Raw genomic sequence first — 21,315 nt, 5'->3', positions numbered from 1 at the left:
GGAGATGCGGATCGCCATCGAGGACCTCGACGTGGCGCTGTCGGGCCGGACGATCGTGTCGGGGGTGCGCCTCGTCGCGGAGGACGGGGAGATCGCCGGGCTCGTCGGGCCCAACGGCAGCGGCAAGTCGACGGTCCTGCGCACCGTCTACCGCTACCTGCGGCCGCACGCCGGCCGCGTACTGGTCGGCGGTACGGACATCAGGTCGCTGACCGCCCCCGAGGCGGCACGGCGGGTGGCCGCGCTCCCCCAGGAGCGCGGCAGCGACTTCGAGCTGTCCGTACGGGCCGTCGTGGCCATGGGGCGCACCCCGTACAAGCGGGCGTTCGCGGGCGACGACCCCGCCGACCGGGACATCGTGGCCGCGGCGCTGGCGGGCGTGGGGCTCGCCGGGGCGGAGAAGCGGCGCTTCTCCGCCCTGTCGGGCGGCGAACGGCAGCGGGTGCTGCTGGCCCGGGCGCTCGCCCAGGACCCGGAGGTCCTCGTCCTGGACGAGCCGACGAACCACCTGGACGTCCTGCACCAGGTGGAACTCCTGGCCCTGCTGCGGGAGCAGCGCCGCACGACGCTGCTGTCCCTGCACGACCTGAACGCGGCGGCGTCCCTGTGCGACCGCCTCCACGTCCTCCACGAGGGCCACGTGGTGGCCTCGGGCCCGCCGCGCGACGTCCTCACCCCGGAGCTGCTGGCGGACGTCTTCGGCGTCCGGGCGGCGATCATCGACCACCCGCTGACGGGCGATCCCCTGATCGCCTTCGACCACCGGTCACCGGCGGCGGTGCCGGCGCCGGCGCCGCCCCGGCCGGCGGAGGCGGTGACGGCGGAGCGCTAGCGGGTGCGCTTGCCGCGGGGTGCCGGCCCGGCTGGCGCGCTGCGGCCGCCCGGACGTGACGGTCTCCGGCTTCAGCAGCGGGGGCCGGCCGTCCACCTCGCCGATCGCCGCCGCGTACATCCCCGCCACGCCCCGCGCGGTGCCGACCCCGCCGGACGAGGCGGGGCCCAGGGCCCGGACGGCACGGGTGTTGGCGAAGGCCACCAGGTCGGTCGGCGGGGTCGCGTTCTGGTTGAAGGCGATGCCCTTGACGCTGTCCGGGTCAAGAGCGCCGGCCGCGAGCCGCTCGGCCTCCTCCGGGCTGGGCAGCAGCGGCAGCACGCCCGCACAGCGCGCTTCGAGCGCCTCGGGCAGGCCCAGGTGGAAGTCGAGCCCGTACGGCACCCGGATGCGCTCCTCGTAGATCTCCTGGATCGAGCGGCCGGTCACCCGCCGCACGACCTCGCCCGTCAGGGCGCCGATCACGAAGGCGTGATAGCCGTACGCGGTCCCCGGCTCCCAGAACGGCCGCTGGGCGGCGAGCCGCGCGGCCATCAGCCGGTCGTCGGCCAGCTCCTCCGTGGTGAAGCCGCCGTCGACGCCGACGACTCCGGAACGGTGCGCGAGCAGCTCGCGCAGCGTGAGCCGGCCCTTGCCCTCGGCCGCGAATTCCGGCCAGTAGGCGGCCACTTCGCGGTCCAGGTCGAGGACGCCGTCCTGCACCAGGAGCGCGACCACGAGGTGGGCGGCGCCCATTCCCGGCCGCCGCAAGGGGCCGCGCCGATGTGCCGCCACAAAGGCGGTCAGGCCTCGATGAAGTCGGTCACGAGCTTGACGAAGACCTCTTCCTGTTCGAAGAAGGCCACGTGGCCCGAGTCGATCTCGGCGTAGGAGCTGCCGGCGATCGCGGCGTGGAGGGCGCGGCTGTGCTCCACCGGGACCGTGATGTCCTGGGTGCAGCCGATGACCAGCGCGGGGGCCTGGATGCGCGGCAGCAGGGCGCGGATGTCCACCTGCAGGTCGTAGGCGATGTGGCGCAGCGTGCCCTCGGTCGGCGGCATGTTGGGGATCAGGGCCTCGAACTGCTCGCGCCCGATGGTGTTGAGGAAGCCGCGGCTGAAGCCGGTCATCGCGACGGCGCGGCCGAAGGACGCGGGGTCGCTCGTGCCGAGGTTCTGCCAGAGGGTGAAGAGGCTGCGCAGGTACTCGTCGCTGTCGGTGTGGGCCCAGCCGGCCACCAGGATCAGCCGCCGGACGAGGTCGGGGCGGAGCGCCGCGACGGTGGCGGAGACGGTGGCGCCCATGGAGAAGCCCAGCAGGTCGACGGGCCCGTCGGCCGCGTCCTCGATGACGGCGATGACCTGGGCGGCGAGGCCTTCGGCGGTGAGCGGCGCGCCGTCGTCGACGGTGGCCTCGGTGCCCGACAGGTCGGGGGTGATCACGGTGCGGTGCGGGGTGAACCGGGGGTTGGTCTGTCCCCAGTTCACCGCGGCCCCCGCCGATCCGGTGCCGTGGACGAGGACGAGCGCGGGGCCCGAGCCGGCTCGCTCGTAGTGGACCTGGGCGCCGTTGACGGTGACGGTGGCCATGGGGGTGCTCCTTGCGTGGGGTGCGGTTGCGGTGGGGCCGGGGCGGCGTTCGTGCTCCGGCCCGGCCAACATTGCCGTCGCCGATCCGATGCCGGGAGAGCCTTGTCGACCCTGGGACCGGCAGTCCCTGTCCGAGCCCGGGGACCGTCCGGCAGGATGATCACCATGACGATCGACCGTCCCGAACTCGCCGACTTCCTGCGCCGCTCCCGCGACCGGGTGCGCCCTCAGGACGTGGGCCTGCCTGCCGGCCCCCGGCGCCGCACCCCGGGCCTGCGCAGGGAGGAGGTCGCTCAGCTCGCCGGCATGTCCGCCGACTACTACATCCGCCTGGAGCAGGCCCGCGGCCCGCAGCCCTCGCCCGAGATGCTCGCGGCGCTGGCCCGCGCCCTGCGCCTGAGCGCCGACGAGCGCGACCACCTCCACCTCCTGGCAGGCCGCCGCCCGCCCGCCGCCCGGACCGCGGGCGACCACGTGGGCCCGGGGCTCCTCCACCTGCTGGACCAGCTTCCGGCCACACCGGTCCAGGTGCTGGGCGACCTCGGGGACGTCCTGGCGCAGAACGCGATGGCGGAGGCCCTGCTGGGCGGGGTGTGCACGGTCTCGGAGCACGGCCGCAACGTGGTCTGGCGCTGGTTCACCGACCCCGCGCAGCGCGCCGCGTACCCGGCCGCCGAGCACGACTACTACGGCCGCCTGCACGTGGCCGACCTGCGGGCGGCCGTGGGGCGGCGCGCGGGCGACCCCGCCGCGACGCGCCTGGTGGAACGGCTGCGGGACGCGAGCGAGGAGTTCGCGGGCCTGTGGGAGCTGCACGAGGTCGCGGTGCGCCGGGCGACGCGCATGCGGGTCCTGCACCCGCTGATCGGCCCGGTCGACCTGGACTGCCAGATGCTGCTCGCGCCGGAGGGCGACCAGCGCGTCGTCCTGTACACCCCGCCGGCCGGCAGCGACACCGCCGAACGCCTCGCGCTGCTCAAGGTCGTGGGCACGGGGCAGTTCGACCCGGCCCCGGCAGGCTGACGGGCGGTCGGCCTGCGCATCCGGATCTCCCCGTACCGCCTGCCCTCTGCCCCCTGCCCCTTGACTCCTACTCCCGCTCCTCGAAGTGGCTCGGGCGCCCCGCGCGGTGGACGAGGCGCCCCCGCGTCTCCGCCTCCGCCCGGTGCATGAGCCTCGCCTCTCCCCCGCGCCCCCGCAGGACGGCGGCGTGCCACGGCGTGGCCCACGCGTCGGCCGCGTCCAGCAGCCGGATGCCGAACTTCTCCGCGCCCGGCCGCTGCGGGTGGATGGACAGCCGTACGGACCTGGGGTGGCAGTCGGCGATGAGGTCGCCCCAGGCGCGGCTGCGCGCGATGACCCCGTAGGCGCGGGTCCGGCACTCGCGCTGCAGCGCGGACCGCGTGCCGGCGAAGTCCGCGGTGTCCTCGACGAGGAAGCGCGTGATGCCGCGGTAGAGCCGCGCGGTCTCCTCGTCGCTGCGGACGAGGGCCCGCAGCGTCTCCACCGAGGGCGCGTAGGCCTCGGTCACGAGCCGGCGCTTGGTGTCGTGGTCGAGGTCTCCGTGGACGTCGCGCAGGTCGAACGTGTCGAGGCGGCCGAGCCCTTCACCGGCGATCAGGTCGCGGAGCGCGTCGCCGTAGGCGTCGATGTGCTCGTCCGGTACGTGGATGAGGTCCCCGAAGATGTGCCCGTCGGAGCAGATGAGGATGCGCGCGCCGGGTGCGTGGACCTCGCCGATGCGCGCGCAGAGCCGGTCGAGGAAGGCGAGGGAGAGCCGCTCGCCCTCGTCGGGGAGGTGGCCGAGGACCTTGGCGGGGTTGGGCGACTTGCAGGGGAACCCGGGGAGGGTGAAGAGGACGGGCTCGCCCGCGTCCGTGAACTGCCGTATCTGGCGCAGCTGCTCGGGAAAGTCCGCGGGATCCGCGGACCCCGCGCCGGTGGTGCGGTGGTACGGCAGGAGGAGGCGGAGGATGCGCGCCTCGACGGACGAGGCGGACGTCACCGGAGCAGTCGGGGCGGCAGGAGCAGTCGGGGCGGCAGGGGCGGTCGGGGCAGCAGGGGCGACCGGAGAGGTCAGCGTGGCGTGGGACATGCGGCACTCACCCACGGCCCATGGGGCAGCCGGCGGCACGGTCGAAGGAGACCGGCAGCGCGGAGGTGCCGCGGCCGAGGACGGCCGGGATCCAGGGAAGCTCCCCGTCGGGCACGGCGAGCCGCAGGCCGGGCAGCCGGGCGAGCAGGGTGCCGAGGGCCACCTGGAGTTCGATGCGGGCGAGCGCCGCGCCGGGGCAGAAGTGGATGCCGTGGCCGAAGGCCAGGTGGGGTCCCTGGGCCCGGTCCAGGTCGAGGGTGTCGGGGTCGGGGAAGCGCTCGGGGTCGCGGTTGGCGGCGCAGAGGGAGACGATCACGGAGTCGCCGGCGGGCACGCGCGTGCCGTGCAGGTCGGCGTCCTCGGCGAGGAAGCGCCAGGTGGTCAGCTCGAAGGCGCTGTCGAGGCGCATGAGTTCCTCGACGGCGGCGGGCAGGAGCTCCGGCTCGTCCCGCAGCCGCGCCAGGGCCTCGGGGTGGCGGAGCAGGTTCACCATGGCGGTGGTGATCTGGTTGGTGACGGGCTCCTGGCCGGCGACCAGCAGCTGGAAGATCATGGAGTCGAGCTCTTCCGGGGTCAGTTCGCCCGCGTCGCGGGCGGCGACCAGGCGGCTGAGCAGTCCGTCGCCGGGCGCCTCGCGCCGGTCGGCGACGACCTCGGCGATGTAGCCCTGGAGTTCGCGCAGCAGCGCCTCGTAGGCGGGCCGCCCGGGGTCCGTGGGCCCGACGGGCGCGACGACCTTGCCCCACTCACGGCGGAAGCGCCGGGCCAGGTGCGGCGGCAGGCCGATGACCTCGGCGAGCACCTGGAAGGGGAAGCGGGCGGCGAAGCACTGCACGAGGTCGGCGGAGTCCGCGCCGCCGTCCGCGCCGCCGTCCACCGGCATCGCGTCCACGAGCGCGTCGGCCATCTCCTGGAAGCGCGCCCGCATCCCCTCGACGCGCCGCGGCGCGAACGCGTCGGTCACCAGGCGGCGCATGGCCGTGTGCTTGGGCGGGTCCTGGTGGAGGAGGTGGACCTGCAGCTGCGAGTGCTGCGGCTCGGGCATGATCGAGGCGCGGGCGCGCCAGCGGTCGTTGCCGCGGTCGTGGTTCTTGCCGAGCCGGGGGTCGGCGAGGGTCTTCTGGGCGGCCTCGTGCCCGGTGACCAGCCACGCGGTGACCCCGCTGGGGAACAGGACCCGGTGGATCGGGCCCGCTTCCCGCATCCGCGCGTACAGCGGGTAGGGGTCCCGCTTGTACTCGGGCCCGTAGAGGGGGACGGGGTCGGGCAGCTCGGACGGCTCGGGCTGGGACACGGTGAGGGCTCCTCGCGAAGTCGTGGACCGAAGTCGTGGACCCCTGAGAAGTCGGACGGGCGGTGGAGTGAGTTCCCGCCGGTCGGGGGGTTGTTCGCACGGATTTACGGATGCCTCTGTCGCGCAGGCTCCGTATCTCCAGGTAGTCGGCCGGCGAGGGCCTCTGGTTCCCGCGGACACAAGGGACAATCCTCACGCGCCGGGAGCGGGCGGAAGGCGGCGGAACCGGCTGTGCAGCGTGCCACGATGCGGAGATGACCGCTCGCCGCTCCCTCTCTCCATCCGCAAGTCCATCCGGAAGCCCGGCCGGAGGCCCGGCCGGGAGTCTGTCCGGAAGCCGGTCCGGAAGCTGGTCGGGAGATCCGTACGGCAGTCCGTACGCGACCCTGATCGGTTTCGTCCTGCTGCTGGCCGCCCTCTTCGGCGTCGCGTACGCCGTCGGCACGGCGGCCGGGCCGGCGGCTCCCGGGATACACCGCACCGGGGGATCCGAGCCGGGTTCGGGCTCGGGCTCGGGGTCGGGGTCGGGTTCCGGCGGAGGGATGGGCGGCATGGACGGCATGGACGGCATGCACGGGATGAACGGGATGAACGGGATGAACGGCATGGGTGGGCGATGAGCATGACGACCGGCACCGCCGCCACAGCGGCCGACACGACGCCCGCCACCACCGAACTGATCGTCGGCGGCATGACCTGTGCCGCCTGCGTGGCGCGCGTGGAGAAGAAGCTCGGCAGGCTGGACGGCGTGAGCGCGACCGTCAACCTGGCCACCGGCCGGGCCCGCGTCTCCCACCCCGCCGGGGTCACCCCCGCCGAGCTGATGGCGGTCGTCGAGGGCGCCGGCTTCACGGCGGCGCTGCCCGAGCCCGCCCCCACGCCGGGTTCGGAGGGGGGAGGCAAGGAGAGTGGGACGGGCGAGGCGGGCGAGGCGGCCACGGGCGCCCTGACCCGGCTGCTGATCACGGCCGTGCTGTCCGTCCCCGTACTGGTGCTGTCCATGGCCCCCGGCCTGCAGTTCCGCAACTGGCAGTGGCTGTGCTTCGTCCTCTCGACGCCGGTCGCCGTCTGGGGCGCGTGGCCCTTCCACGAGCGCGCGCTGCGCGGGCTGCGGCACTCCGCCGCGACGATGGACACGCTCGTCTCGCTCGGCGTGATCGCCTCCTACTCCTGGTCCGCGTACGCCCTCTTCCTCGGCGGCGCCGGACGGCCGGACATGAAGATGCCGTTCACGCTGGTGCCCTCCATGACGGTCGGCACGGCGGACGTCTACCTCGAAGCGGTCGTGGGCGTTCCCCTGTTCGTGCTGATCGGCAGGCTGCTGGAGGCCCGGGCCCGGCACAGCACGGGCTCCGCACTGCGGGCCCTCGCCTCGCTCGCCGCGAAGGACGTGCTCGTGCGGGCGGCCGACGGTACGGAGCGCCGGGTGCCCATCGAGCAGCTGCGCGTCGGCGACCGCTTCGTCGTACGGCCCGGTGAGCGCGTCGCGACCGACGGCGTCGTCGTCGCGGGCAGTTCGGCGCTGGACCTGTCCCTGGTGACGGGCGAGAGCGCGCCCGTGGAGGCCGGTCCGGGCACCTCCGTCGTCGGCGGCGCCGTCAACTCCGGCGGGCTGCTGGAGGTACGGGCCGAGGCGGTCGGCGCCGACACCCGGCTCGCCCGGATCGCCAAGCTGGTGGAGGAGGCGCAGGCGGGCAAGGCGAAGGCGCAGCGCGTGGCCGACGCCGTCGCCGGGGTCTTCGTGCCGGCCGTGCTGGCCGTCGCCGTGACGGTCCTCGGCTTCTGGCTCGGCGCGGGCGCCTCGACGCAGGCCGCCGTCACCGCCGCGGTGGCCGTCCTCGTCGTCGCCTGCCCCTGCGCGCTCGGCCTGGCCACGCCCACGGCCCTGCTGGCGGCCACGGGCCGCGGCGCCGGCCTGGGCATCCTGGTCAGCGGGCCGCAGGCGCTGGAGGGGCTGCGGCGCGTGGACACGGTCGTGCTGGACAAGACGGGCACGCTGACGACGGGTTCGATGACGGTGACGGGCGTGACGGCCCGCCCCGACGGCATCGGCGAGGCCACGGCACTGCGGCTGGCCGCGGCGGCGGAGCAGGGGTCGGAGCATCCGGTGGGCCGGGCGGTCTGTGCGTATGCGCTGGAGCCGGAGGGTTCCGCCGACCCCGCAGTGCGGCTGCCGGAGGTCACCGACTTCACGGCCACCCCGGGCAAGGGCGTCGCCGGACGGGTCGAGGGACGGCTCGTGGAGGTCGTACGTCCGGACACGGATGCCGGACGCCCGCAGCAGCGTGGGCGCGCGCCCCGCACGAAGGGGCGCACCACCGCGGCAGCGGCCCCGCTCCACGCCCCGCTTCCCGAGGCCCTGGCCTCGGCCGTGCGCGACGCCGAGCGGGACGGGCGCACCGCCGTCCTGGTCCGCGTGGACGGCACGCCGGAAGCGGTGATCGTCCTCGGCGACACCGTGCGCTCCGGTTCCTACCGCGCCGTCGACCACCTCAAGCGCCTCGGCCTGCGGCCCGTCCTCGCGACGGGTGACAGCGAGGGCGCGGCGCGCGCCGTCGCCGCGGAGCTCGGCATCACCGAGGTCCACGCGCGGGCCACGCCCGAGGAGAAGGCGGAGCTCGTACGGGAGCTGCGCGCCCGGGGCCGCCGGGTGGCGGTCATCGGCGACGGCGTCAACGACACGGCCGCTCTGGCCGGCGCGGACCTCGGCATCGCGATGGGCAGCGGCACGGACGCGGCCATCGGCGCCGCGGACGTCACGCTGGTCCGCGAGGACATGGGCGCCCTGGCGGACGCCGTCCGGCTGGCCCGGCGCACGTCGGCGACGGTGCGCGCCAACCTCGCCTGGGCGTTCGGCTACAACCTCGTCACGCTGCCGCTGGCGGCCGTGGGGCTGCTGAGCCCGATGGTCGCGGCCGCGGCGATGTCCGTCAGCTCGGTGCTGGTCGTCGCGAACAGCCTGCGGCTGCGGGGCTGGCAGCCGGTGCCGTCGCGGAAGTCGGCGGGACGTCGCCCGCACGGCAGGTCTGCGTCTTCTGCGTCTTCTGCGTCTTCAACATCCTCTGCATCTTCTGCTCCTTCTCTTTCCACCGGCCGACGCTCCGGCGCCGCCGCCCCGGCCCCGCGAGGTGACGCGTGAACTTCTCCGGACTGACCGCTGCCGGGCGCGCCGCGCTCGTCCCCGTCCTGGCGTGCGCCGTGACCCTCGGCGGCCTCGGTGCCTGGACCGCCTCGGGCGCCGCGGGCCGGCCCCCGGCCGTCACGGTCGAGGACGCGCGCGTGCTGCTGCCGTTCGGCCGGGACGACACGGCCGCGTTCTTCCGGGTGCGGAACGACGGCGACGTGGACGACGAGCTCGTCGGCGTCGACGCTCCGACGGCCGGCGGTGCGATGCTCAGCCGCACCGTGGTCAAGAAGGGCGCGGGCACCATGCGGATGGTGCGGTCGGCGACGGTGCCGGCCGGCGGCACGCTGGAGATGTCCCCGCACGGCCTGGACGTCATGGTGTCGGCCCCGCCGCGGCTGAAGCTCGGCGATCGGCTGCCCGTCGTCCTGAAGTTCCGTGGGGCGGGCGCGGTGCGGGTGGAGGCGGCGGTCGTCAGGCCGGGGAACTGACGGGTCTCGAAGGCCCACCGAAAGGGGCCGGGAGGCCGGGCGTGAAGCCCGGCCTCCCGGCCCCTGCTCGCTTCATGCTTGATGCGCGTGCGGTGTGTAGTGCGTGACTACGCCGCGACCGGTATGCGCACGGCGTCCCGCTCGGCCGTCTCCAGCTGGCAGATCAGCGCCTCGCGGGCCCGCGCCACGCGCGACCGCACCGTACCGATGGGACAGCCGGCGACGACGGCCGCCTCCGCGTACGGCAGGCCGAGCATCTGCGTCAGCACGAACGCCTCGCGGCGCTCGTAGGGCAGGCGGTCCAGGAGCTGCGACAGCGCGACGCCCTCGTCGAAGCCGGGCAGCTGGGCCGTCTGGGCGCGCTCGGCGGCCGACTGCCAGTCGTCCGTGTCGGACAGGCGGGGGCGGGCGGCGTTGAAGCGCAGCCGGTCGACGACCGTGCGCCGGGCGATGGACAGCAGCCACGTACGGGCGGAGGAGCGGCCCTCGAAGCGCTCCAGCGAGCGCAGGGCCCGCAGGTACGTCTCCTGGACGAGGTCGTCCGCGCCCTGCGGGTCGTTGCTGAGGCGGGCGACGTAGCGGCGTACGTCGCTCTGCGTCGCGCGGATGAAGCGCTCGACGGCGTCGGCGTCACCGCTGCGGGCGGCGAGCGCCCAGGTGGTCACGGCTTCGTCGTCACGCACGGCGGCCTCCCTTACGGGAGGACCGGGGGGTGATGCACCGGGCAAAAGCGGCACCGGGGACGATGGCATGGTGCAGCACTGCAGTGAATTCCGTACCGCCATATCCGCCGGCGTCGATGGCGAGGACCTGCCGCCGGGCGTGACCGGCGCCGCCCTCGACGCGCACGTGCGCGGGTGCGCCGAGTGCCACGCGTGGGGCGAGCGGGCGCGCCAGCTGAGAGTGCTCGCGGCGGGGCTCGGGATGGACTGAGGGAACGGGAACGGGAACGGTCGAAGAAGTCGGATGGGCCGAGTCGGCCGGACAAGAGGCCGGCTCGGCAGCCGGGATCGCGGGGACGGCGTGCCGGCGTGGCACGACCCGCGTACGGGCAGGGGTCATCGCCCTGTGTCCTTCCTGGAATCCGGGCAGCCCGAGGAGCGGGCGGGCCCGGTGACGTGGTTCGGCGCGGAAGGTCGCCGTCAGCCGAAGGCGACGGCGACGCGGGCCGGTGGACCACGTGTGGCGAGGACGTGCGCGTACAGCAGCTGCCGCAGGCGCTGCGCGGCGCGGCTCCGGTCGGCGCGGATGCGCGGCGGGCCGGAGGGGGCCGCCCCCGTGCGGAAGAGGGCGAGGAACGGAGTGAAGAGGCTGCTGCGCAGGGTACGGGCAAGCCGGAAGGCCGCCTGTTCGCCGCCGGCGAGCCACATGCCGCAGATGACGGCGACGAGGACGTGCGCGGTCCACATGCCGAGCGCGCCGTGGCCGGCGTGCATGGACATGGAGTGACCGGCCATGTCGCCCATGGAGCCCATGTCCATGGAGCCCATGCCCATAGGCGTGCCGTCCATGGAGTGCCCGGCGGGCATGTCCGTCGGCATCGGCGCCTGCATCGACGTCGGCATCGGCATGCCGGGGTCCAGCCCCAGACGGGCGGCCCGTGCCGCGTTCACGACGACGTTCTGGGCGAGGCCGAAGAAGAAGTGGAGCCCGGTCTGGGCGCCGACCGTGGCGAGCGTGATCAGCAGCGGGCCGCGCTCGCGCCCCGCCAGGAACCACGCCCCGCTGCCCGTACCGCACAGCGCGACGGCGACGGCCCACCAGGGGACGGTCGTCCCGGACATGACCGCGTGGCCCAGGGCAGCGAGCAGCACACAGACCGCTGCGAACACGGCGGCTCGCAGCGCTCGCGGTCCCTGTTCCGGCTGCGGCCCTGCTCTCATGACGACCACATCGTTGCACCCGCGCCGCGCGACGCGACGGCGGGGTACGCGGAGACGCCCGTACGACCCCCCGCTCGGGCGCACGGGCCCGCCCCGTACCGTCCGCCCGGCGGTACGAGGCGGTGGGTCGCCGGCTCGGGGGAAGGACCGACGGCCCGGGTCCCGTCGCTCCATTGGGACTCGCAGGAACGAGTCAAGCGCGCGGCGGGCGGGCGCGGGAACGTGTGTGCGGGGGCGAGTGCGGGTGCGCGGCTCACACCCCGTGTGAACGATCAGCGTCCGGCGCGCGGCTTGCGCGTGGGGCGGCCGCCGGTGGGGTGGCCGCCGGGTGGAGGCGGTACGGCTACCGCCGGCCCTTTTTGCTGCCGCTCTTACTGCCGCCCTTACTGCTGCTGCCGCCACCGCTGCGCTCCGGCAGCCAGGCGGCGGTGCCCTTCTCGCCGAAGCGGGTGCCTATCGCGCCCTTGATGACGGAGAGGGCGGCGGGCAGGGAGGCGATGGCCGCGGCCTTGAGCGCGGAGACGTCGGTGAGGTCGAACCCGTCGGCGAGGAGGAGACCGAGGAAGGTGGTGATGTAGGCGGCTGCGGTGCGCTCGAGGATGTCGAGCAGAACTTTGGGCATGGCTGTTTCTTCGTCTCTTCCGTTCGTGTCCGATGGGTAAGGGAAGCGTCGTGGCGGAACAGCGCACACCGCAAGCCCCGTCAAGGCTTTGGAAGGACTCGGAAGGACTCGGAGGGCGGAGGATCCCCGTGGTCGATGCGATCAATGCGATCAACGTGGTCGATACGGCCAACGTGGTCGATACGGCCAACGTGGTCGATACGGCCAACACGGCCAACGCGGTCAATCCCTGGCTGGCGATGGCGGGCGACGGCGACCCGGCCGAGCGGAGCCGTACGGTCCGCGGGGCGCACGAGACGTTCGTGAGCGGGGGGACGGTGAGCCCGCGGGTCCGGGCGGTGGTCGCGGACTCGTGGCGGCGGTCGGCGGCGGCGCTGCCCGCGGCGGACTTCCTCGCGCCGGTCGAGCTGGCCGACGCGGAGCTGGAGGAGTACCGCGGGGCGCATCCGCTGGCGTCCGTGATGCCGCTCTTCAGGGAGCTGCTGGGCACGATCGCGGACGACGGGGCGCACCTGCTGGCGGTCTGCGACGCGTCGGGCCGGATGCTGTGGGTCGAGGGGCACCGGGGTGTGCGGAGCCGGGCCGAGGCCATGAACTTCGTCGCCGGTGCCCGCTGGGACGAGCGGCACGCGGGTACGAACGCGCCCGGTACGGCGCTCGCGCTGGACCACGCCGTGCAGATCTTCGCCACCGAGCACTACAACCGCGCCGTCCAGCCCTGGACGTGCGCGGCGGCGCCGGTGCACGACCCGCGGACCGGCCGGCTGCTGGGCGCGGTGGACCTGACGGGCGGCGACCACCTGGCCGCGCCGCACAGCCTGGCGCTGGTGCGGGCGACGGCCCTGGCGGCGGAGGCGAGGCTGGCGGAGCGGGACCGTGGCGGCCTCGGCGGGGTCCGCGACCACGAGCTGACGGCCCTGGGCCAGGACGAAGCGATGCTGACGACACCGGACGGCCGCCGCATCCACCTGGGAAGACGGCACAGCGAGATCCTGGTCCTGCTGGCCGGACACCCCGAGGGGCTGACGGGAGACCGGCTCGCGGCGGAGCTGTACGGGGACCGCCCGGTGCCTCCGGTGACGCTACGGGCCGAGCTGTCGCGCCTGCGGCGCCTGGTGGGACCGCTGCTGGCCTCCCGCCCGTACCGGCTGTGCGAGCCGGTCGAGACGGACGTCGCCCGGGTGGAGCGCGATCTGGAGGCGGGGGACGTACGCGGCGCCCTGCGCGCGTACGGCGGCCCGCTGCTGCCCTCCTCGGAGGCGCCGGGGGTGTGCCGGGCGCGGCGGCTGACCGAGGGGCGGCTGCGGCGGGCGGTGCTGAGCGGCGGGGACGCGTGGGCGCTGCAGCTGTGGGCGGACAGCCGGTGGGGCGAGGAGGACCTGGAGGTGTGGGAGAGGCTGCTGGCGGCACTGCCGGCGAGTGCGCCGCAGCGGGCGGGGGTGGCGGCGGAGGCGCGGAGGTTACGGGAGGCGTATGCGCCGGTCCTGCGGGCGGGCGGGGCAACGTCGGCGCCACGTCGGCGGCGCTAGCCTCCCGTCGCTGCCGGTCCCGGACGGGAAGGCGGCGACCGGAACCCCGGAACCCCCGGATTCCCGAGAACGGGAAGGGAAGGGCCCCTCATGCCTCGCTACGCGAACCCCGGCTCCCCGGACGCGGTGGTCTCGTACCGCCCGCGGTACGACCACTGGATCGGAGGCGAGTACGTACCGCCGAAGCAGGGCGGCTACTTCGAGAACCCGACGCCGGTGACGGGCATGCCGTTCACCGAGATCGCCCGCGGCACGGCGGAGGACGTCGAACGCGCGCTGGACGCGGCGCACGCGGCGGCACCGGCGTGGGCCCGCACGTCCCCCGCCGAGCGGGCGTCCGTGCTGAACCGCATAGCGGACCGCATGGAACAGCACCTGGAGATGCTGGCCGTCGCGGAGTCGTGGGAGAACGGCAAGCCGGTCCGTGAGACCCTGGCCGCCGACATCCCGCTCGCGATCGACCACTTCCGCTACTTCGCGGGCGCGATCCGCGCCCAGGAGGGCAGCCTCTCGGAAATCGACGAGGACACCGTCGCGTACCACTTCCACGAGCCGCTGGGCGTGGTGGCCCAGATCATCCCGTGGAACTTCCCGATCCTGATGGCGGCGTGGAAACTGGCCCCGGCCCTGGCGACGGGCAACGCGGTCGTGTTGAAGCCCGCCGAACAAACCCCGGCCTCCATCCACATCTGGCTGGACCTGGTGGCCGACCTGATCCCCCCGGGCGTGGTGAACGTCGTCAACGGCTTCGGCGTGGAGGCGGGCAAGCCGCTTGCGGCCAGCCCGCGCGTAGCCAAGATCTCCTTCACCGGGGAGACGACCACGGGCCGCCTGATCATGCAGTACGCGTCGGAGAACCTGAAGCCGGTCACCCTCGAACTCGGCGGCAAGAGCCCGAACATCTTCTTCGGCGACGTCTCGGCGGCCGACGACGACTTCCTCGACAAGGCTCTGGAAGGCTTCACCATGTTCGCCCTGAACCAGGGCGAAGTCTGCACGTGCCCGTCGCGCGCTCTGATCCAACAGGGCCACTACGCAGCGTTCATGGAAGCGGCAACGGCCCGCACCGAACGCATCGTCCCGGGCCACCCTCTGGACACCACCACAATGATCGGCGCCCAGGCCTCCAACGACCAGCTCGAAAAGATCCTCTCCTACCTGGACATCGGCCGCCAGGAAGGCGCCCGCACCCTCACCGGCGGCCACCGCGCCGACCTCGGCGGCGAACTGGCCGGCGGCTACTACGTCCAGCCCACCATCCTCGAAGGCCGCAACGACATGCGCGTCTTCCAGGAAGAAATCTTCGGCCCGGTCGTGGCGGTGACCCCCTTCACCGACTTCGAAGACGCCATCACCCTCGCCAACGACACCCTCTACGGCCTCGGCGCCGGCGTCTGGACCCGCAACGGCACCACGGCCTACCGAGCCGGCCGAGCCATCCAGGCCGGCCGAGTCTGGACCAACTGCTACCACGCCTACCCGGCCCACGCGGCCTTCGGCGGCTACAAGCAGTCAGGCATAGGCAGGGAAACCCACAAGATGATGCTGACCCACTACCAGCAGACCAAAAACCTGCTGGTGAGCTACTCCCCGAAGAAGCTGGGCTTCTTCTAGGCCGAAGAAAAGGGCCTCCGCCCTGCGGCGTAGCGAGCCGGGGACACGCGTCACCAGCGTGCGGCCATGGGAGTCAATCTTCCTGCGATCCCTCGCGATCTGCGGCAATGTGTCCTCGTCGAGGCATGCCGTTGATGCGCAAGCAGCCCCGTTGCTGCTGCACTTCGCCTTCGTCGTCGCGCATTCCTACCGGCTTCCAAATAACTTCTTAATAACGGCACCTCACGATTGTCCACCTGTCGGATGGACCGCAGGGCGACGAGCTTGTGGAGGCTGTCGGGGAGCCCGAATCACATCGGCTTCGCTACGCAAGACGCTCAGGCCGCCACCAGCCGAGCAAGGTGGCCACGAGTCTTGGGGGCAGCACATCGCGATCGCACCCGAGGGCCGCCCGGGTACCCCGGGCGGCCCTCGGCTCATGGAAGTCGCGACGGATCAGGCCCGCTTGAGAGCCACGGCCATGCCTTGCCACTCTTCCAGCACGGCCACACTCCGGAACATGGTTTGGAGGGACGCACCGATCCGCCGGGCGGGCCCACGCAGATGCCGACTGGAAGCGCCGAACAAATTCATCAGCGCCAGCGCCTCCTGTAGGTCAACCGCCGCGGTCTGAGTCTCCATCGACATCCCGACCACGTGGTCCAAAGCCTCCGCCACACCGTCCGGCCATTGGCTGCGCGGCGTGTTCCCCGCCCACTCCAGAAACGCCCCGAACGCACTTGCACTGACCCGCATGCGCTCGGCGAAGCGCTCGGCCGCCGCTTCCAGGTCACCAGACGGTCCGTCAATGGCCTTGGCCAGACGATTGACCACCGCCAGCTTCATGCTCATCGAAGCCCCCGGATGACTGACCCGGACCATGTCCTCGGTGATGAGCTCCATCATCGCTCCGAGATCTGTCAAGGCAAACTCCACGTCGGCCATGTCTCCCGAGATGGCTTCCAGCTGCGCCTCGGCGTCGGCGGCCAGGTCCAGCAGACCGGGGGCATCCTCCTCGGGTTCGGCAGCCGCGTCCACACAGGTCTGCATCATCGGGCCGGTAGATGGATCCGCGGGAATCACCCCGCACAAGGCTTCGGTCAGTACAGCCTTGAGCTGCTGCCGCGCCGTGACCGCGTCGGCGGGGTGGGACGACAATTGGATGGAGGGAATCCGTCCGGCCTCGGGAGAGCTGCTGGGCTGCTCGGTGACGTAGACGGTGCACCGTTCGAGTGCATGTCGCATACCAAGTCCGAAGGACAGCTTCTCGTCGGAGCCGCTGAGGTCCGCGACCACGACGTCCACTTCGGCCACCAAGCGCAGCAACTGCTCCGCGGGCAGACCGGCAGCCGTCAGTTCGTCCGCCCGAAGGAGGGTGAGGCCGAGCTGTTCACAGGTGGGATGCACGACGTCGTCGTAGAAGATTGTGGACCGATGCAGCCCGTCCGGGCCGGTTGGGCTAGAGGTGTGGGCCGCGATGGTCGTCGCCCCGACAACGAGGCAGGTGGGCATGGCAGACTCCTTCGGAGGTGTTCATGGGTGTGCTCTGTAGGCCGGGATCAGTCGAAGAGGGTGAGTGCCACTCCCTCGGCGATCTCATCGGCGAAGACGGGGCGTTCCTCGATGCCCAGCGCACGCAGCAGCTCAACGGTGAGCACCCGGTGGCGTCCACCGACCCGGACCGTCTCGCAGGGGAAGGTGCCAAGGGCGATGAGCCGGTAGGCAGTGCCCCGGCACATGCCGAACGCTCTGGCTGCCGTCTTCAGATCTACGCTGACCGGGAGGTTGAAGATCTCCCGGAAGGTGAGAGGTGTCTCGGTGTGGCCAGTCAATCGTTCCTCCCGACTCGTCGGAGGGAGATCGTTCCGACCTGGCGGCCCCGGCGTGAGTACCGGGTGCCGACAGCCGTGTCGGCCAAGCCCCATACCTGGGCCAGTGCACCCATGCGTACGCCTTCGGCGCGGTGGGCAGGGACGGTAATACGCAAGCTGGCCGAGAGTCCGGTCTGGCGCGCGGGCGGGTCGTAGTCCGCCTGCCAGAGACCGTCCGTGTCCGTTCTGATGGGAAGGCTTCCGGCACCTTCCACGTTCTCTACGGCCAGCTCAGGGCGAGCCTTGCGCCACAGCGTCCATGCGCGGGAACAGGCTGAGCGTAATACCTGGCCGCCAGGGTCGGAGCTATACGCTCCGACCTCCGCCAGTGCTTCGAGGTAGCACGTGACGAGTTCGGCCTCCACGTCTTCGCGTTCCGCACGGAAGCAGTCAGTGATTTTGAACGCGGTGCGGCGAAGTCCTGGCAGCCCCAACCACACGACTGCCGAGGGCCACTCGGACCGGTCGGCGTCGAGGCGTGCCCGCTCTGCGATCTGGTGCCACAGGGCGGTACGCGTAGCAGGGGCTGCGGAGCGGTCGTACAGCAACTGGCGGGCCTGCTCCAGAACAACGGGAACGCCCGCTCCTCTCGATCCGTCGAAGAGCCGCAGCTCAGGCATGGGATTCCGGTCGGCGCACTGCCGCTCGACGGAGACGAAGAGTCCGGGGTAAGAGGGAAGCGACATCGTTTCCTCCTGGTCAGTCCGTGTTTGAGGCCGGGGCCTTGCTGCGCCACACAGTCAGCAGCGTCGCCGCCAGTTCCTTGCCGGGCATGGCGTCCGGGCCTCGTTCGACGGCCAGGAGCCAGCGGAGAAATCCCGGCTGCCGGGCTTCTGCCAGGCCTCCGAGAAGTTCCTTCAGGGCTGGACCCGGCTGCGACGCACCGTCCGCTTCACAAGCCCAGGCGAGGAGGACGTCGCGCATGAGCGGGTAAGTGGCCGACTCGTTCAGGGCATGGCTGGTCAGCTGGACTATGCTCGAGGCCGCCTGGGGACCGGAGAGAACCTCACTGCCACACCATGCGAGGTCCGCACCCGCCACGACAGGAAAAACCAGGACAGCCAACTGGCCCGCGACGCCGTCGGACCCTGCCCAGTCCCGCATGCCGTCCAGGATGCTTCTCTTCTCCGGGGCATTACCCGCTGCGAAACGCTGCACCAGCACTTCCGCAACGGCAGCAGCGACAGCCATGTCGTCGTCCACGTCGTTGTGCATCGTCCCCATGAGCCGGCGGAGCAACTGCAGGGCTCGCCCTGCCGTGAGCTCGCCGCGGTCCGAGCGACAGGCGTACGCCACTGCTGTCCGCAAGGCCGCCTCGGGCGCGACGCTCCACAGTTCCAGCAGTTCCTCCGCCTTGGCCCCCGCAGTCGGCTCCTGGAAAGCCGTTCCGAGGCACCGGGCGGCCACCTCGACAGCCGGAGGCCACGGGGCCAAAGCCACGTTGCGCAAGTGGTCCATAGTCCTGCCGCCGGTACCCACAGCCATGGCCGCCACCGCCTGCCCGGCCCGTTTAATCTGGTCCGGATCGTCTCCGGTCCTGGTGAGCCATGCATGCAGCAGGGGCAGCAGGTCTGTGTGTTCACGGCACAGGACATCCCACACGGCATCGCCCACGGCCGGCCAGAAGAACGACACCGTGTCCGTGACGCCCGTTCCTCCCTGCGACAGGCGGTGCGCTCCGAGAGCACGCAGGGTCGCCGACAGGGGCCGCTGGCGGGGCACACCGAGCTGCTGTCGGCCAGCCTGATGGCGCAGGCTCTGCGCTGCGGGCTCCTGCCCCCATCCGGAGCCTGCCAGCCCCAGCAGGTCCGCCGCACGCTCCACCACGACACCGCGGTCAAGCCCGCCGTAGACGCTGAGCGAGAACAGGTGGGAAAGGAGTACGGGATCTTCCTGCGCCCGGGCCACAAGTTCCGGGGCTTCCGCCCGGGCCAATGCGGGTAGCACCTCGGCGCAGGCGGCGCCGCCGGCGGTACCCAGCCGAGCCACGGCTTCTGCCGCCTGTGCCGCAAGGCGGGGTGGCAGCTCGGCCGGCAGCAGCTCCCCGAACAGCCCCGTTCCCAAGGACTGCAGCAACCGGACACGCACCTTCTCATCGGGGCAGGCGTCCGCGAGATGGGCAGCGAAGACCTTCCGCGGATCGGGCGGCAGGTGACACAGGACCGGTGTGCCCAGGTGGTCCGCCAGAGCGGGGGCCAGGCCAGGGGCGTCCGCCACCACGATGAGGAGGCGTGCCCCCACTTCAGCCAAGGGTGCTTCCAGCCGAGACAGGTCCCACGGGCGGAGCGCAAACGGATCCGGAGGCTCCATCACCAGGTAACCGTGCACTCCCTGCGGACGCGGTCCCCACCGAGTGAGGTCCACCGCCCCGTCCACTTGGACGAGCACGGGATCTTCCCACCCGTGAGCCAGCAGGTTGAGGGCGTGAGTCTCACGGCCTGTCCCCGGCGCTCCGACCAGCACGGAAATGCCGGAATCGAGTGCCACAAGCGCGTCCGCGAAACCGGGCGGCGGCACGAAGCGACGCCTTGCCGCTTCCAGGTCCTTTGCCCGTACAGGACCTTCCCGCATCGGTCCCGCAGCCGAACCGCCTTCCGCCGCGGCGGACAGGGTCTGCCGCTGACCGCCCGTTACTACCCCCGTGTTGACCGTACCGTTCGGCGCGACGACCACCATTCTCCGCCCCGAAGCCAGGGCTGAGACAAGAGCGTCGAGGTCACCGGCCTGGAGCGACTCAGATTTCACCGTCGGCTCCGTGGGCAGGGCGGCCGGAAAGCTCGATGGCGGTGACGTGCTGACCGCCGTGCACGGTGCCCGTGTTGATGATCCCTCGCTCTGCGTTCAAAACCATGGTGGGTGAAACTTCCGGCTCGTCGGAGCGATCCGGCACTTCGCAGCGGTCGGCCGCCGCTTTGAGGGCCGGCCGCGGACGGTGGAACGCAACCACGTTGTCCGCCTGGCGGATTTCCTCTTCTCTCATGTCGTCCTTCCAGAGCAAGCTGGACGCCCGAGGCTTACTCGCACGTCATTTCCTGGACGACTCAAGGTTCCCGCGCTCCTCCCCACCGGTCCGCTCCCAGAGTGCATTCGGAAAGTGGTTGTGGTCACATACGCAAGGTTGCGCAGAGGGCTGGATGCAAATGGGCGGACACGCCGTCCATAGACGCCGCTCCGCTCATTTACTCGACATTCGAACTGATTATTGAGACTAAAGACTGTCCCGCTACGACTGATCTTGGTGTCATGACCTTGCCGTGCCTGGTCTGATCACGGCGTCGGAGCCTTCCTGGATAGCCCCGTTCATCGAGCTGAGCCCGCGGCAGTTCGATAAGCCGACTACTGCGATGCGGCGCAAGGGGGGGCGTACCCTGTACGCAGGGGTCGGCCGTGGAGCCTGACTCTGGAGGACCGGATCCTGCTAATAGCGGCCTACTGGAGTACGAACTTGACGCCGCGGCAGCTCGGCGCGCTGTTCGAGGTGTCGAAGTCGGCCGCTGACCGCACAATCAGGCGCCGCGGGCCGCTGCTCGCGCTCAAGCCCCGTCAGCGGTTCCGTAAGGATGCTGTGCTGATCGTCGACGGCACCCTGGTCACCACCCGAGATCATGCGGTTGCCAAGCAGCCGAAGAACTACCGATACTCGACCAACCACCAGGTCGTCATCGACGCCGATACCCGACTCGTCGTCGCCGCCGGCTGGCCGGTCACGGGCAACCGCAACGATTGCAAGGCGTGGGAACTTTCCGGTGCGAAGGCCACCGCTGGCCGGGCCACGGTTATCACGGACGGCGGCTACCCGGCACCGGCCTGGTCATCTCGCGCCGCCATGAACGCGGCCAGACCGAACTGTCTGCGTGGACGGAGAAGCACAACACCTCCCACCGCAAGGTCCGGGCCCGCGTCGAGCACGTTTTCGCACGGATGAAGGCATGGATGATCTTTCGCGACTGCCGCCTGAAAGGCTACGGCGTTCACACCACCATGCTCGGCATCGCCCGGCTGCACAACCTCGCCCTCACGGGATAACTCCCGCCCATATGTTCAGTCAATACAGAACTCGTTGCCCTCGATGCCCAGCCTCGGGATGCACGAATCATTACCGTCATACAGAGTTCGCACGTGTACCGCGCCGAGCGGGATCAGCTGTGCGCATTCAGCCTCAAGTGCGGCGAGATGTTCTTCACCCACGAGTGCGGTGCCGACCCGCACATCAAGATGCACTCGATTCTTGACGGCCTTCCTTCCGGGACGCGCTGAAAGTACAGTCGCGGGCCCACACCTGAAGGATCAACGCAGGCGAACCACGAATCCCGCTGCTCAGGTGGCTGCGAACGTCAGATTCCGCGCAGTCGAAGGTGAATTGGAACGTCCTGATCGCTGACATCGATGCACCGTACCAAGGGGACTTGAGAC

At 71.8% G+C, this 21,315-nt stretch carries 18 protein-coding genes and 3 pseudogenes; 8 read left to right on the top strand and 13 right to left on the bottom strand.

Annotated features, from left to right (window positions below; genetic code table 11):
* Positions 1-4: 4 nt before the first annotated feature.
* Entirely contained in the window at positions 5-832 is an 828-nt protein-coding gene (locus tag NQU55_RS26770; RefSeq protein WP_168093662.1) for an ABC transporter ATP-binding protein, read from the top strand.
* Between the two features lie 57 nt (positions 833-889).
* Here the strand turns inward: NQU55_RS26770 and NQU55_RS26765 are convergent.
* Both NQU55_RS26765 and NQU55_RS26760 read right to left on the bottom strand, forming a co-directional pair.
* Positions 890-1,564, bottom strand: a pseudogene (locus NQU55_RS26765) (serine hydrolase domain-containing protein); the annotation flags it as partial.
* A 50-nt stretch (positions 1,565-1,614) separates the two neighbouring features.
* A complete protein-coding gene (locus NQU55_RS26760) occupies positions 1,615-2,400 on the bottom strand; it encodes an alpha/beta fold hydrolase (RefSeq protein ID WP_168093660.1) in 786 nt (261 codons plus the stop codon).
* A gap of 156 nt (positions 2,401-2,556) precedes the next feature.
* Here NQU55_RS26760 and NQU55_RS26755 point away from each other — a divergent pair, with 156 nt between their 5' ends.
* Positions 2,557-3,423 carry a helix-turn-helix transcriptional regulator gene (locus NQU55_RS26755; protein WP_206329488.1) on the top strand — a complete coding sequence of 289 codons (867 nt, stop codon included), beginning with the start codon at positions 2,557-2,559 and terminating at the stop codon, positions 3,421-3,423.
* Between the two features lie 67 nt (positions 3,424-3,490).
* Here the strand turns inward: NQU55_RS26755 and NQU55_RS26750 are convergent, their stop codons facing one another.
* Both NQU55_RS26750 and NQU55_RS26745 read right to left on the bottom strand, forming a co-directional pair.
* Complete coding sequence (locus NQU55_RS26750; protein ID WP_168093658.1) at positions 3,491-4,495, bottom strand: L-tyrosine/L-tryptophan isonitrile synthase family protein; 1,005 nt, start codon at positions 4,493-4,495, stop codon at positions 3,491-3,493.
* A 7-nt stretch (positions 4,496-4,502) separates the two neighbouring features.
* On the bottom strand, positions 4,503-5,789 hold the full coding sequence (locus tag NQU55_RS26745) for a cytochrome P450 family protein (RefSeq protein ID WP_168093657.1): 1,287 nt from the start codon (positions 5,787-5,789) through the stop codon (positions 4,503-4,505).
* Between the two features lie 616 nt (positions 5,790-6,405).
* Between NQU55_RS26745 and NQU55_RS26735 the strand changes: the two genes are divergently transcribed.
* Positions 6,406-8,928: a heavy metal translocating P-type ATPase gene (locus NQU55_RS26735; RefSeq protein WP_256791318.1), complete on the top strand. Its 2,523-nt coding sequence runs from the start codon at positions 6,406-6,408 to the stop codon at positions 8,926-8,928.
* The gene (locus tag NQU55_RS26730) at positions 8,925-9,404 is read left to right on the top strand and encodes a copper chaperone PCu(A)C (RefSeq protein WP_256791316.1); all 480 of its coding nucleotides are present in this window, start codon (positions 8,925-8,927) and stop codon (positions 9,402-9,404) included. The genes NQU55_RS26735 and NQU55_RS26730 overlap by 4 nt, the downstream gene beginning before the upstream one ends.
* 107 nt (positions 9,405-9,511) lie before the next feature.
* Here NQU55_RS26730 and NQU55_RS26725 read toward each other — a convergent pair whose 3' ends face one another.
* Positions 9,512-10,087: a sigma-70 family RNA polymerase sigma factor gene (locus NQU55_RS26725; protein WP_168094537.1), complete on the bottom strand. Its 576-nt coding sequence runs from the start codon at positions 10,085-10,087 to the stop codon at positions 9,512-9,514.
* 67 nt (positions 10,088-10,154) lie between these two features.
* Here NQU55_RS26725 and NQU55_RS26720 point away from each other — a divergent pair, with 67 nt between their 5' ends.
* Positions 10,155-10,337: a zf-HC2 domain-containing protein gene (locus NQU55_RS26720; RefSeq protein ID WP_168094538.1), complete on the top strand. Its 183-nt coding sequence runs from the start codon at positions 10,155-10,157 to the stop codon at positions 10,335-10,337.
* A 209-nt stretch (positions 10,338-10,546) separates the two neighbouring features.
* Here the strand turns inward: NQU55_RS26720 and NQU55_RS26715 are convergent, their stop codons facing one another.
* The gene (locus NQU55_RS26715) at positions 10,547-11,236 is read right to left on the bottom strand and encodes a hypothetical protein (protein WP_256791314.1); all 690 of its coding nucleotides are present in this window, start codon (positions 11,234-11,236) and stop codon (positions 10,547-10,549) included.
* Between the two features lie 394 nt (positions 11,237-11,630).
* Complete coding sequence (locus tag NQU55_RS26710; RefSeq protein WP_168094540.1) at positions 11,631-11,909, bottom strand: holin; 279 nt, start codon at positions 11,907-11,909, stop codon at positions 11,631-11,633.
* Between the two features lie 239 nt (positions 11,910-12,148).
* On the opposite strand from NQU55_RS26710, the gene NQU55_RS26705 reads away from it, so the two are divergent.
* Both NQU55_RS26705 and exaC read left to right on the top strand, forming a co-directional pair.
* Positions 12,149-13,438 carry a helix-turn-helix domain-containing protein gene (locus tag NQU55_RS26705; protein WP_168094544.1) on the top strand — a complete coding sequence of 430 codons (1,290 nt, stop codon included), beginning with the start codon at positions 12,149-12,151 and terminating at the stop codon, positions 13,436-13,438.
* A 90-nt stretch (positions 13,439-13,528) separates the two neighbouring features.
* Positions 13,529-15,052 (top strand): acetaldehyde dehydrogenase ExaC, encoded by a 1,524-nt coding sequence (gene exaC, locus NQU55_RS26700; RefSeq protein WP_168094541.1) that lies wholly within the window; start codon positions 13,529-13,531, stop codon positions 15,050-15,052.
* A gap of 435 nt (positions 15,053-15,487) precedes the next feature.
* Here exaC and NQU55_RS26695 read toward each other — a convergent pair whose 3' ends face one another.
* Genes NQU55_RS26695 through NQU55_RS26675 form a run of 5 tightly spaced genes read right to left on the bottom strand, consistent with a single transcriptional unit; the run spans position 15,488 to position 19,882 of the window.
* Positions 15,488-16,543: a hypothetical protein gene (locus tag NQU55_RS26695; RefSeq protein ID WP_256791313.1), complete on the bottom strand. Its 1,056-nt coding sequence runs from the start codon at positions 16,541-16,543 to the stop codon at positions 15,488-15,490.
* Positions 16,544-16,590: 47 nt separating this feature from the next.
* Positions 16,591-16,863: a helix-turn-helix transcriptional regulator gene (locus NQU55_RS26690; protein WP_168094315.1), complete on the bottom strand. Its 273-nt coding sequence runs from the start codon at positions 16,861-16,863 to the stop codon at positions 16,591-16,593.
* Positions 16,860-17,588, bottom strand: coding sequence for a hypothetical protein (locus NQU55_RS26685; protein WP_168094316.1), 729 nt, complete (start codon positions 17,586-17,588; stop codon positions 16,860-16,862). Before NQU55_RS26685 ends, NQU55_RS26690 begins: the two co-directional genes overlap by 4 nt.
* Positions 17,589-17,601: 13 nt before the next feature.
* Positions 17,602-19,578: a hypothetical protein gene (locus NQU55_RS26680; protein WP_240976604.1), complete on the bottom strand. Its 1,977-nt coding sequence runs from the start codon at positions 19,576-19,578 to the stop codon at positions 17,602-17,604.
* 58 nt (positions 19,579-19,636) lie between these two features.
* Complete coding sequence (locus tag NQU55_RS26675; protein WP_168094314.1) at positions 19,637-19,882, bottom strand: S-type pyocin domain-containing protein; 246 nt, start codon at positions 19,880-19,882, stop codon at positions 19,637-19,639.
* A 274-nt stretch (positions 19,883-20,156) separates the two neighbouring features.
* On the opposite strand from NQU55_RS26675, the pseudogene NQU55_RS26670 reads away from it, so the two are divergent.
* Positions 20,157-20,928, top strand: a pseudogene (locus tag NQU55_RS26670) (transposase).
* Between the two features lie 15 nt (positions 20,929-20,943).
* On the opposite strand, the pseudogene NQU55_RS26665 reads toward NQU55_RS26670, so the two are convergent.
* A pseudogene (locus tag NQU55_RS26665) lies at positions 20,944-21,286 on the bottom strand (VOC family protein).
* Positions 21,287-21,315 lie beyond the last annotated feature (29 nt).

The sequence above is a fragment of the Streptomyces telluris genome, from assembly GCF_024519335.1.
Taxonomy (GTDB): Bacteria; Actinomycetota; Actinomycetes; order Streptomycetales; family Streptomycetaceae; genus Streptomyces; species Streptomyces telluris.
Note: the sequence above shows the minus strand (reverse complement) of the source record. Positions and strands in the feature narration are given on the sequence as shown.